13 protein-coding genes are annotated in these 11,443 nt (G+C 64.6%); 11 read left to right on the top strand and 2 right to left on the bottom strand.

Annotated features, from left to right (window positions below; translation table 11 throughout):
• The 3 genes from ACKUUH_RS05195 to ACKUUH_RS05185 form a co-directional block, all read left to right on the top strand.
• Window positions 1-326, top strand: a 326-nt coding sequence (locus ACKUUH_RS05195; RefSeq protein WP_407948811.1) for a sigma 54 modulation/S30EA ribosomal C-terminal domain-containing protein, incomplete at its 5' end; no start/stop codon positions are given.
• A gap of 115 nt (window positions 327-441) precedes the next feature.
• Window positions 442-906, top strand: a complete 465-nt coding sequence (ptsN, locus tag ACKUUH_RS05190) for a PTS IIA-like nitrogen regulatory protein PtsN (protein ID WP_407948809.1) — start codon at window positions 442-444, stop codon at window positions 904-906.
• Window positions 907-1,027: 121 nt separating this feature from the next.
• The gene (locus ACKUUH_RS05185; protein WP_407948808.1) at window positions 1,028-2,149 is read left to right on the top strand and encodes a Fic family protein; all 1,122 of its coding nucleotides are present in this window, start codon (window positions 1,028-1,030) and stop codon (window positions 2,147-2,149) included.
• 53 nt (window positions 2,150-2,202) lie between these two features.
• Here ACKUUH_RS05185 and ACKUUH_RS05180 read toward each other — a convergent pair whose 3' ends face one another.
• Window positions 2,203-2,505: a DUF1150 domain-containing protein gene (locus tag ACKUUH_RS05180; RefSeq protein ID WP_407948807.1), complete on the bottom strand. Its 303-nt coding sequence runs from the start codon at window positions 2,503-2,505 to the stop codon at window positions 2,203-2,205.
• Between the two features lie 46 nt (window positions 2,506-2,551).
• Window positions 2,552-3,028 carry an Hsp20 family protein gene (locus ACKUUH_RS05175; RefSeq protein ID WP_407948806.1) on the bottom strand — a complete coding sequence of 159 codons (477 nt, stop codon included), beginning with the start codon at window positions 3,026-3,028 and terminating at the stop codon, window positions 2,552-2,554.
• A gap of 236 nt (window positions 3,029-3,264) precedes the next feature.
• Between ACKUUH_RS05175 and ACKUUH_RS05170 the strand changes: the two genes are divergently transcribed.
• The 8 genes from ACKUUH_RS05170 to ACKUUH_RS05135 all read left to right on the top strand — a co-directional run bounded on the left by ACKUUH_RS05170 (window position 3,265) and on the right by ACKUUH_RS05135 (window position 11,340).
• Window positions 3,265-3,882 carry a superoxide dismutase gene (locus ACKUUH_RS05170; protein WP_407948805.1) on the top strand — a complete coding sequence of 206 codons (618 nt, stop codon included), beginning with the start codon at window positions 3,265-3,267 and terminating at the stop codon, window positions 3,880-3,882.
• A 210-nt stretch (window positions 3,883-4,092) separates the two neighbouring features.
• Window positions 4,093-4,263 carry a hemin uptake protein HemP gene (hemP, locus tag ACKUUH_RS05165; RefSeq protein ID WP_407948804.1) on the top strand — a complete coding sequence of 57 codons (171 nt, stop codon included), beginning with the start codon at window positions 4,093-4,095 and terminating at the stop codon, window positions 4,261-4,263.
• Between the two features lie 115 nt (window positions 4,264-4,378).
• Window positions 4,379-6,622, top strand: coding sequence for a TonB-dependent hemoglobin/transferrin/lactoferrin family receptor (locus tag ACKUUH_RS05160; RefSeq protein ID WP_407948803.1), 2,244 nt, complete (start codon window positions 4,379-4,381; stop codon window positions 6,620-6,622).
• A 13-nt stretch (window positions 6,623-6,635) separates the two neighbouring features.
• Window positions 6,636-7,403: a TonB family protein gene (locus ACKUUH_RS05155; protein WP_407948802.1), complete on the top strand. Its 768-nt coding sequence runs from the start codon at window positions 6,636-6,638 to the stop codon at window positions 7,401-7,403.
• A gap of 40 nt (window positions 7,404-7,443) precedes the next feature.
• Window positions 7,444-8,499: a hemin-degrading factor gene (locus ACKUUH_RS05150; protein ID WP_407948801.1), complete on the top strand. Its 1,056-nt coding sequence runs from the start codon at window positions 7,444-7,446 to the stop codon at window positions 8,497-8,499.
• A gap of 128 nt (window positions 8,500-8,627) precedes the next feature.
• The gene (locus tag ACKUUH_RS05145) at window positions 8,628-9,509 is read left to right on the top strand and encodes a hemin ABC transporter substrate-binding protein (RefSeq protein WP_407948800.1); all 882 of its coding nucleotides are present in this window, start codon (window positions 8,628-8,630) and stop codon (window positions 9,507-9,509) included.
• The gene (locus tag ACKUUH_RS05140) at window positions 9,506-10,561 is read left to right on the top strand and encodes a FecCD family ABC transporter permease (RefSeq protein WP_407948799.1); all 1,056 of its coding nucleotides are present in this window, start codon (window positions 9,506-9,508) and stop codon (window positions 10,559-10,561) included. Before ACKUUH_RS05145 ends, ACKUUH_RS05140 begins: the two co-directional genes overlap by 4 nt.
• Window positions 10,558-11,340, top strand: coding sequence for a heme ABC transporter ATP-binding protein (locus tag ACKUUH_RS05135; protein WP_407948798.1), 783 nt, complete (start codon window positions 10,558-10,560; stop codon window positions 11,338-11,340). Before ACKUUH_RS05140 ends, ACKUUH_RS05135 begins: the two co-directional genes overlap by 4 nt.
• Window positions 11,341-11,443 lie beyond the last annotated feature (103 nt).

Here is an 11,443-nt window from a genome sequence, read left to right as displayed (position 1 = left end):
GTCTGCGCCGTTACAAGCGCCGGCTGAAGAATCACAATAACAACAACAAGGCCGCACTTCCGGCCGAAGCCTATCCCTCCTTCGTCATCGAAGCCGGCGACGAACATGAGGAGATGGCCGAAGATGCACAGCCCGTCATCATCGCGGAAGGCACGACCTCCATCCCCGCGCTCAGCGTGGGCGATGCCGTGATGCAAATGGATCTGAGCGACGCTCCTTTCGTTGTTTTCCGAAACGGCGGTAGCGGCGGTCTCAACCTCGTCTATCGCCGCCCCGATGGGAATATCGGCTGGATCGACACAGGCCGCGATGCTCAAAAGGCTTGAAACTCTGAAGGCGAAACCCCGGCCCGGCAGCAGCCGCGCCGTTCCGGGCAAGCCCCAGTCGGAGACGCGGGAAACCCCCGTGCGTCTGGCGGCTTCGCAGAACAGGATTCGGATTATGGAGCTTGAAGATCTGGTGCAGCCGGAGGGCGTCATCGCCCATCTGAAAGTCACCAGCAAAAAGCAGGCGCTGCAGGAGCTTTCCGAGCGCGCTGCCAAGGTGACCGGGCTCTCCGAGCGGGCAATCTTCGAAACCCTGCTCGAACGCGAACGCCTCGGCTCGACGGGCGTCGGCCAGGGCATCGCCATCCCGCACGGCAAGCTGCCGGAAATCGACCGTCTCCACGGTCTTTTTGCGCGGCTCGACACGCCGATCGATTTCGAGTCCGTGGACGACCAGCCGGTCGACCTCATCTTCCTGCTGCTCGCGCCGGAAGGCGCCGGCGCCGACCACCTGAAAGCGCTCGCCCGCATCTCGCGGCTCCTGCGCAATCCGTCCGTGGTCGAGAAGCTGCGCGCCTCGGAAGACGCCTCCGCCCTTTTCGCCATCCTCACCGAACCGGCGGCAACGAACGCGGCCTGAGGCCTCTGTCGGCCGCACCAGCGTGGGTTCCCGCTCGAGGTTCCAGCGTGAGTTATAGGAAAGGTTTCTATAACTCACAAAGCGGTATATCGTGAGCTATAGAAAGGGATTTCTATAGCTCATGACCTGGAACTGGCAGCAACCGGACTGGCCGGATTTTTCCTGGAACCAACAGGTCCTCGAGGCCCGGGAAACCCGCTTTCTTCGCAATTCGGGTCTGCTGCTTGGCGCCTTCATTCATCTGGGTGCCGGGGACCGCGAGCTGTTGACGGTCGAACTCATGAGTACCGAAGCGCTCAAGACCTCCGAAATCGAGGGCGAACGCCTCAATCGCGACAGCATCCAGTCTTCCATCCGCAAGCAGCTCGGCCTCGCGGCGGACAACCGCAAGGCCACGCCTGCAGAGCGGGGCATCGCCGAAATGATGGTCGGTCTTTACCGTTCATGGGAGACGCCGCTGTCCGGCGACATGCTTTGTGCGTGGCACGCCCTGCTGATGCAGGGCCGAACAGATCTTCGCGACATCGGTGCCTTCCGGACGCATGAAGACGCCATGCAGATCGTATCCGGGCTCATTCACAAGCAGAAGATTCATTTCGAGGCCCCGCCCTCGGCGAAAGTCCCGGCCGAGATGAAACGCTTCATCGACTGGTTCAACGGCACCGGCCCGGGCAGGGGAACCCCCCTGTCCTCGCTTGCACGTGCGGGCACCGCGCATCTCTATTTCGAGTCCATCCACCCCTTCGAGGACGGCAATGGCCGTATCGGCCGGGCGGTCTCGGAAAAATCTCTCGCGCAGTCGCAGGGCGCACCGGCGCTCATCGCGCTCGCGCGCACGATCGAGCGCAGGCGCAACGACTACTACGACGCCCTCGCGCACGCCAATCGTAGCAATGAGATCACGGATTGGCTGGTCTATTTCGCGGACACTGTACTCGCTGCCCAGGAAGAGACGCATCGCCAGATCGAATTTCTCATCGGAAAGACGAAATTCTACGACCGCTTCCGGGGCCTTCTGAATGAGAGGCAGGACAAGGTTCTTGCGCGTATGTTCCGCGAGGGCCCCGACGGCTTCACGGGCGGATTGAGCGCCGAGAATTATATTTCCATCGCGCAGACATCGCGTGCAACGGCTACCAGGGATTTACGGGACCTGACGACGAAGGGCGCGCTCCTGCGCAGCGGTGAACTCCGGCACACGCGTTACTTCCTGAACATTCCCGAGATTTCACGCAATACGTAAAACAAAAGCCCCGCTCTCCCGAGCGGGGCTTTTCCGTTTGTCGTGTCGTGCGTTCAGTGCACGCTTTGCGGCTCGAGATCGTACTGGCGCGCGCCCGCAAAGGCGGCGTCGCGATCGTCGAGCACGGCCATGCGCTGGCCGTTCGCGGCGTGCACGGAATAGAGACGCGTGTCGGCAGGAACGTCGAGTTCGGAGCCGAGTTCACCCGCCAGTTCGCCGGCGAGGATCTCGCGCACATAAACGATGTTCGGCATGCCTGCCTGTGCGAACATTTCCGGCGTCAGCTTGCGGAAGTCGCTCACGCCCCAGCCGGTCGTTTCGTCGCCTGCGGCATCGAAATCGGATTCGTTCTGCATTGTTCTTCTCCTTTCCGGCCCTTCCTTACTCAACGAAGCGAAGGGCTCACTCGGTCGCCGGGGAGCGGGCCGCATCGCGCGTGACGCGGCGTGCGGGAGCTGCGGGCTCGTCTTCCGCAATCTCGATCGTGCGCAGCGTGCGCGCGGGTTCCGGTTTTTCGAGATCGATCACAAGAAGACCGTTCTCGAGGCGCGCGCCCTTCACCTCGATGCCGTCGGCCAGCACGAAAGAGCGCTGGAACTGGCGTGCGGCGATGCCGCGGTGAAGATAGGTGCGCTCTTCCTCTTCGAGCTGCCGGCCGCGAATGACGAGATGGTTTTCCTCGACCGTGACAGACAGCTCTTCACGGGAGAATCCGGCGACTGCCAGCGTGATCCGAAGCGCCTCGCCCTCAACCGTCGGCAATTGCTCGACATTGTAGGGCGGATAGCCGTCGGACGCCTTCGCGGCTCTTTCGAGCATCCGCTCCAGCGCATCGAAGCCCAGCAGAAAGGGGCTGTTGAACTGCATCACGCGTGTCATGTCCCAAAGTCCCGCATCCAGGCGACTTTGCCATTTGCGGCCCGCCAGGCGGCACCGCTTCGTAGAAATATGTGGGGATCGCGCCCATGCGTTGCAAGGCGAGCGTTCCTCGCGCTTTTCCTCGTATTTTTCCACCCCTTATTCCGGAAAGGCCGTGACGCGGGCCTTGAAACCGGAGGCCCGGCGGTCGAAGTGACAAGGGGAGGCGGGCACTCAAAGGAAAAGGAAACGACGTCATGCTGGAACTCCCTCCCCTTCCTTACGAGAAGAACGCTCTCGAACCCCACATCTCCGCGGAGACGCTGTCGTTCCACTACGGCAAGCATCACAAGGGCTATGTCGACAAGGCGAACTCGATGATCGAGGGCACGGACCTCGCCGGTCTCGAACTCGTGCCGCTGATCCGCAAGGTGGCCGGCGATGACGGGAAGAAGAGCCTCTTCAACAACGCCGCGCAGGTCTGGAACCACGACTTCTACTGGCGCTCCATGGCGCCGAAGGGCGGCGGCAAGCCGTCGGGCGCGCTCGCGGACAGCATCGCGCAGGATTTCGGCAGCTTCGACAAGTTCAAGAAGGCGTTCAAGGAAGCGGCCACCGGCCAGTTCGGCTCGGGCTATTGCTGGCTCGTCATCGGCGAGGACGGCAAGCTCAAGGTCTATGGCACGCCGAACGCCGAGACGCCGATCGCGGACGGGAAGGACGTTCCCCTCCTCACCACCGATGTCTGGGAGCATACCTATTACCTCGACTACCAGAACCGGCGGCCGGACTATGTCGATGCCTTCCTCGAGAACCTCGTGAACTGGGAATTCGCCGAGGCGAATTTCGAGAGGGCCGGCCTCCAGACGGCCTGACCTCGTCTGCGGCGGCGCCGGACCGGCGCCGCTCCACCCTCCTTACCGGCCCTGCCACCCGGCAGAAATGTCACGCGCAAAAGTCCTTACTTTTTGTATGGAGAAATAGCGGTTGCGTCTGTCAATTGCTCATGCTACTGCGAGTCATTCTCATTGATTAGCTCATCCTACGGGCTGATGGGGCTGGGGCGGAAGACCTGTGGACGACTTATGGACATGACCGCCACGGACAGGACGATCCGCGTGACGCGGGAGGGGGCGACCCCTGCCATCGACAGCGCCGACCTGTTCGCGGGGGGCCGCGAAATCGTCATTCGCCACGGGGCCGGGCATTACCGGCTCCGGCTCACCAGCAGCAACAAGCTGATCCTGATCAAGTGAGGAGAACCGGCGGCACGCCGGGATGCACTTAACCGAAGATACCGAGCCAGCCAGACCCGCCTCGCGGGGAGCCAGCCAGCCAGGAATGCTTCCTCTCGCATAACTGGAACTGGCAATGACAAAACACACGGGACCGCGGTCCCTTCTCTCCCTCCTTCTCGCGACGGCATCCCTCCTCGCGATCTCCGCCGCTCAGGCGCAGGAAGCCGGCACATCGGCAACCACGGAAGAAACCGCTCAGCAAACAGCCCCCAAGGCGACGCAGCTCGACGCCGTGACCTCCACCGCGACGCGCAGCCCGACCGCCATCAAGGACGTCGCGGGCACGATCTCCGTCATCACGGCGGAAGAACTCGAGCGCCACAACGCGAACTCGATGGAAGACATCGTCCGCTACGAGCCCGGCGTCTCTGTGGGCGACTCGTCCAGCCGCGCCGGATCGGGCAACTTCGTCATCCGCGGCATCGGCGGCAATCGCGTGCTCGTCCTCGTGGACGGTCTGCCGGTGCCCGACTCGCCGATCACCTCGACGGCGGCCGGCAGCTACACGCGCGACTATGTCGACCTCGAGAGCATGAAGCGCGTGGAAATCATCCGCGGTCCGTCCTCCGCCCTTTACGGTTCGGACGGCATCGGCGGCACCGTCGCCTATGTCACCAAGGACCCGGCGGATTACCTCGAAGGTCTCGACAAGGACTGGTACGCCAGCATCAAGGGCGGCTACGACAGCGCCGACCAGAGCTTCACGGAATCGCTCACCGGCGTGAAGCGCGCGGGCAATGTCGAGATGCTCGGCATCTTCACGCGCCGCGACGGGCACGAGACCGAGCCGAATTCGAACGCGCTCTACAACCCGCAGGACTATTCGTCTAACTCCTTCCTCGGCAAGCTCGTCTTCAACGGTCTCTGGGGCAACTCGCTGAAATTCACCGCCCAGCACGACGAGGACCAGACGGATACTGATCTCCTCACAGATGCCGGCGGCGCGGTGCCCTCGACCTCGCCCTTCTTCTTCTCGACCGTCACCGGCTCCCGGGCGGAGGACGATACGCAGCGCACACTTCTGAGCGCCGCCTATTCGCACAACACGCCCTTCGCCATCGCCGACAATCTGGAAGCGAAGGTCTTCTACACGCGTGTCGACCGCACCGAGCACACGACACAGACGCTCACCGACGGCCTCACCAACTACTACCGCGTGTCGGATTTTGAATTCGAACAGGATATTTTCGGCGCCGACCTGCAGTTCGGCCTCTCGCGCGACTGGGCGGGCGTCTCGCACAACTTCACTTACGGCGGCACGGTCGACTACACCGAAACCTCGCGCCCGCGCTACCGTTCAGAAACGAACCTCACGACGAACACCACCTCGTCCTACTTCCCGTTCAACGACGAAACCTTCCCGAACAAGAACTTCCCGGACACGAAGACCATCAAGGCCGGTCTCTACGTTCAGGACAGCATCGATATCGGGCGGCTCGGCGTCATCCCGACCGTGCGCGTCGACTACTTCAAGATGCATCCGGAAGTGGACCAGCTCTTCCTCAACTCGACGGCGGGCTCGATCCCCGTTCACGATCAGGAAGAGACGGAAGTCTCGCCGAAGCTCGGTCTCACCTTCGACGTGACGGACGAGTACACGCTGTTCGGCCAGTACGCGCACGGCTTCCGCGCGCCGCCCTACGACAACGCGAACTTCGCCTTCTCCAATCCGGGCTACGGCTATGAAATCCTGCCGAACGCCGACCTGAAGCCCGAAACGTCCGACGGCTTCGAGGCGGGTCTGCGCGGCGGCTATGCCGATGGCTCGAGCTTCTCGCTGTCCGGCTTCTACAACACGTATGAAGACTTCATCGACACCGTGTTCGTCGGCTTCTCCGGCGGCGGCCTGATGCAGTTCCAGTACCAGAACCTGTCGGAAGTCACGATCTACGGCACGGAAGCCAAGGGCGAATACCGCTTCCTGCCGGAATGGGCGCTTCGCGGCAGCCTCGCCTATGCGCATGGCGAGGACGACGGCACGGGCGCGCCGCTCGACTCCGTCGATCCCGTAAAGGCCGTTGCCGGCCTTGCCTATGAAGGCAATGTCTGGGGCTCGCAGCTCGTCGCGACCCATGCCTGGCGTCACGATCGCGTCACCACCGGCAACTTCGAAGCGCCGTCCTACACGGTGGTCGACTTGATGGCCTATTACGAAATGTCGGAGCGCTTCACGCTGAACGCCGGCGTCTTCAACATCTTCGACGAGGAATATTACAACTCGCAGGATGTCTCCGGCCTCGCCGCCGGCAGCGCCATCGTCGGCCGCTATGCGCAGCCGGGCCGGAACTTCGGCGTCAACGCGACGATCAAGTTCTGAGGAGCCCGATCCGATGAGCATGACCGCCACCGCAAGCCAGCCAATGATGAAAGGCACGAGCGACCGTTCCTCCGCTCTCGCCTGGAACCATCGCGCGCTGGGCAAGCCGGTGGCGGTCTCTCTTCTTCTCCACGCCACCGTCTTTGCGAGCCTCTTCGCCTGGTGGCACGCGCAAGGCGCGCCCGCGCCGCGCGGTCTCCCGGACGGGTTTTCCGTCACCCTTATCGAACTTTCCGATCCGTCTCCCGCTCCCGCCGCGCCGGTCGAGCCGCAGCCGCAAATCGAATCCGAACCCATCGCCGCGCCCGCCATTCCGGTGAAACCGGAAGTGGCGCTCGACGCCAGGCCCGAACCGCGCCCCGAGGCGCGCGCGGCCCTCGTGAAGCCAGCCGCACCGCAGCAGACGGCATCTCTAGCGCCAACCCTCGCCACGGGCGCCGGGCAAGGCGCCCCGAAGGGCCTCGAGAAAACCAACGGTCAGCAGGCGGATGAAATTCTCGTCCTCAATCCTCGCTATCGCGACAGGCCGCGCCCGCCGCGCTATCCCGATCGCGCCCGTTCCCTCAATCAGGAAGGCATCGTCAAGGTCCGCATCAAGCTCGACCGCAGGGGCGATCCGATGGACGTCGCCGTGCTCGCGAGCTCGGGCTATGCGCTGCTCGACCACGCCGCGCTCATGGCCGCCCGCAAATGGCGCTTCGAGCCGGAGATCCGCAACGGGCGGCCCGTCATCGCCTTCGTCGAAATGCCCGTCGAGTTCGTTCTCACCGGCTCCAGATGATCGGGGCGCCCGCTAACAACGGCAGATGAAAGGAAGCATCATGTCTGTCACCTCATCCACCCAATCCCTCATGGAACGCCGCGCGGCAATCCTCGCCGCGGAACCGAACCTTCGCGCGCGCGATCTCGCCGGGAAGCTCGGCATCAGCGAGGCGGAGCTCGTCGCGCTCGGTAACGAGAAATCCATTGTCACGCGGCTTCGCCCGGAATGGACGCAGATCATCGGCGGCGTCGGCGCACTTGGCCGCGTCATGGCGCTGACGCGCAACGCATCCGTCGTCCATGAGCGCAAGGGCGTCTATGGCGCGCTTGAAGGCGGCGCGCATGTCGGCCTCATCGTCGGCGACGACATCGACCTGCGCATCTTCTTCACGCAGTGGAAATTCGGCTTCGCCGTCACCGAGACCATGCAGGACGAGAGCCTGCGCCGCAGCCTGCAATTCTTCGACGCGCACGGCACGGCAATTCACAAGATCTACCAGACCGAAGGATCGGATTGCGATGCCTTCGACGCGCTGATCGAACGCTTCGCCACCGAGCCGGGGCCCATCGAGGTCACCGCGCGCCCGGCGCCGAAAAAGGCGCTGCCCGACAGCGACATCGATGTCGCGGGTTTCCGCGCCGCCTGGGATGCGCTGACGGACACGCATGAGTTCCACGGCCTTCTCACGACGTTCAAGGTCGAGCGCCTTCAGGGCCTCCGTCTCGCGGGCGATGGCCGCGCGGCCCGTGTGCCCGCCGCCTCGCTCCGCGCCACGCTCGAAACCGCGCGGTCGCGCGAGGTGCCGGTCATGGTCTTTGTCGGCAATCCCGGCATGATCCAGATTCATACCGGCCCCGTCGAGAACCTGCAGCCCATGGGCCCCTGGTTCAACGTGATGGACGAGAAGTTCAACCTGCATCTGCGCGAGGATCACATCGACAGCGCCTGGGTCGTCTGGAAGCCGACTGAGGACGGCACCGTCACCTCGCTCGAACTTTTCGACAAGGACGGCACGCTGATCGCAACGCTCTTCGGCAAGCGCAAGCCCGGTGTTCCCGAAGACCTCGCCTGGCGCGAAATCGTCAACGGCCTGACGGAAAGGGAAGCGGCGTGAGCATGAATATGTTGAAGAGGGACGTATCCATATCCCAAAATCGTCATGGCCCGGCTTGTCCGGGCCATCCACGTCTTTCTTCCTTCAGCCAAAAGGCCAAGACGTGGATGACCCGCATGAAGCGGGTCATGACGAGGAATGGGTACGGCATCATGCTTGTCCTCCCCCTCACCCTCCCCGCCCATGCCGACGAAACCCGCATCGTCAGCGTCGGCGGCTCGACAACCGAGATCGTCTATGCGCTCGGCGCGGCGGACCGTCTCGTCGGCGTCGATACGACCAGCCTCTATCCCTCGTCGGCCGATGCGCTTCCCGATGTCGGCTATGTCCGCCAGCTCTCCGCCGAAGGACTTCTTTCGCTCAGGCCCGACCTCATCCTCGCGGGCTCGGAGGCAGGCCCCGAAGCAGCGCTGACGCAGACCGCCGCCGCGGGCGTCCGTGTGGTGAAGCTGAAGGACGGCTATACGCCCGATGACGTCGCAGAGCACATCGCAGCGCTCGGCGCGGCGCTCGGACGCGAAGAGCAGGCCGCCGAACTCGCCGGCGCCTTCCGCGCCGATATCGCCGCTGTGCAGGCGGATGTAGCGCGCGTGACATCGCGGCCGCGCGTCCTCTTCCTGTTGCAGGCGGGGCGCGGTCCGATGCTTGTCTCCGGCAAGGGCACGGCGGCCAACGCCATGATCGAACTCGCGGGCGCCGAGAACGCCGTCACCGCGTTCAGCGGCTACAAGCCTCTCTCGCCGGAAGCGGCGACGCTTGCCGCGCCGGACGTCATCCTCATGACCGAAGACACGGTCGCGGCGCTTGGCGGGGCGGAGGCCGTTTTCTCGCAGGCCGCGCTCGCGCCGACCCCCGCCGCGCGCGAGGGACGCCTCGTCGCGATGGATGCGCTCTATCTTGCGGGCTTCGGGCCGCGCCTTGCCCATGCGGTCCACGACCTCGCCGCGAAACTTCATCCCGAGCACGATTTCGCGGCTCTCCCGGCGCGCCCCTGGACGGAGGCCGAATGAGCGAGATCGCCGAAAGCAGCCTTCACGCCTCTCGCGCGCTCAGGCGGCCGGCGATCCTTGGCGGCCTTTCCGGGCTGCTCGGCCTCGCCTTCATTCTCTCCCTCGTCACGGGCGCCGTGCCGATCAGCGCCGGCAACGTGCTGCGGGCGCTTTTCGGCTTCGAGGTCGACGGGCAGACCGCCGCCGTCATCCAGATGATCCGGCTGCCGCGCGCGCTGCTCGCCGTCCTTGCCGGCGCGTCGCTTGCGGGCGTGGGCGCCGCCTTCCAGGGTCTCTTCCGCAATCCGCTTGCCGATCCGAGCCTGATCGGGGTTTCAGGCGGCGCGGCGCTCGGGGCCGTCGTCATCATCGTTTTCGGCGGTCTCGTCGCAAGCGCCGCGCCTTTCCTCGCCTCGCCCTTTCTTCTGCCGCTCTTTGCCTTCATGGGCGGCATCGGCGCCACCTTCGCCATTCAGGGTCTGGCGCAGTCGCGCGGCCAGGCCGCGACGGCGACGCTCCTTCTCGCGGGCATCGCCATCAATGCGCTCACCGGCGCGCTCACCGGCTTCACCGTCTATCTCGCCAACGACACGCAGATCCGCGACTTCACCTTCTGGACCATGGGCAGTCTTGCCTCCGGTGGATGGCACGCCGTCGCGCTCACGGCCCTTCCCGTGACGCTCGCTATGGGCGTGATCCTTGCGAAGTCCCGCGCGCTCGATGCCATGCTGCTCGGCGAGCGCGAGGCGCTGCATCTCGGCGTGCCCGTCCACCGGCTGAAGCACACGGTCATGATCGCCGGCGCGCTCGCCGTCGGTTCTTGCGTCGCGGTGAGCGGCGTCATCGGCTTCGTCGGCATCGTCGTGCCGCATGTGGTGCGCATGCTCGCCGGGCCCGATCACCGCATCGTGCTGCCGGGCTCCGTTCTCGCGGGCGCAGCGCTCCTGCTCGCCGCCGACAGTTTCGCGCGGGTCGTCGTCGCTCCCGCCGAACTTCCGATCGGTCTCGTCACGGCGGCCATCGGCAGCCCCTTCTTCCTCTGGCTTCTTATCAACCGCAAGAGGTCGATGTGATCGAGTGTCACGACATTTCCGTTCTCGTCGGCCGCAAGCGTCTTCTCGACGGCGTCGATGCGAGGGTCGCGCCCGGCCGCCTCACCGCGCTGATCGGACCGAATGGCGCGGGCAAATCGACGCTCATTTCCGTTCTCGCGGGCGAGCGCCGTCCGGATGCGGGCGAGGTTCATTTCGAAGGCGCGTCCATAACCGCCGTTCCGGGCCGTGCGCTCGCGCAGCGCCGCGCCGTGCTGCTGCAGGATTCGGCGCTCGACTTCGCCTTCACCTGCGAAGAAGTGGTGGAGCTTGGCCGCCTTCCCTTTTCGGGTACGCCCGACCAGCTCGACGACGGGGCGGCCATCGCCGCCGCCTGCCGTCTCGCGGGCATTGATGCCTTCCGCCACCGCTCGTACCAGACGCTGTCGGGCGGCGAGAAGCAGCGTGTGCAGTTCGCGCGTGCCATCGCGCAGATCTGGCGCCGTCCGGAGGAGACGCGGCGTTCCGCGCGCTATCTCCTTCTCGACGAGCCGACCTCCGCCCTCGATCTTCGCCATCAACGCATGGTGCTCGACATCGCGCGCCGCCTCTCCAGAGAGGGGGTCGGCGTCCTTGCCGCCATTCACGATCTCAACCTCGCCATCGCCTATGCGGATGACGTCATCCTGCTGCGCGGCGGGCGCGTGCTCGCCTCCGGTCCCTCGGAGGAGGTCATGACGGGTCCCGGGCTCGGTGCCTGTTTCGAGGTCGAGGTGGAAATCCTCACCCGCGAGAACGGATCGCGCGCGATTCTCGTCTAGTTATCCCCCATCCGGGCATAAAAAATGCCGGGTACGAATTGCTCCGTACCCGGCCTGTTTTTCAATTGTAACGGTTCGATGACATTACGATGACAGTGGACCG

The sequence above is a fragment of the Parvibaculum sp. genome (genome assembly GCF_045863935.1).
In the GTDB taxonomy this organism is placed as follows: Bacteria; Pseudomonadota; Alphaproteobacteria; order Parvibaculales; family Parvibaculaceae; genus Parvibaculum.
This window is presented reverse-complemented; position numbering and strand designations above follow the sequence as displayed.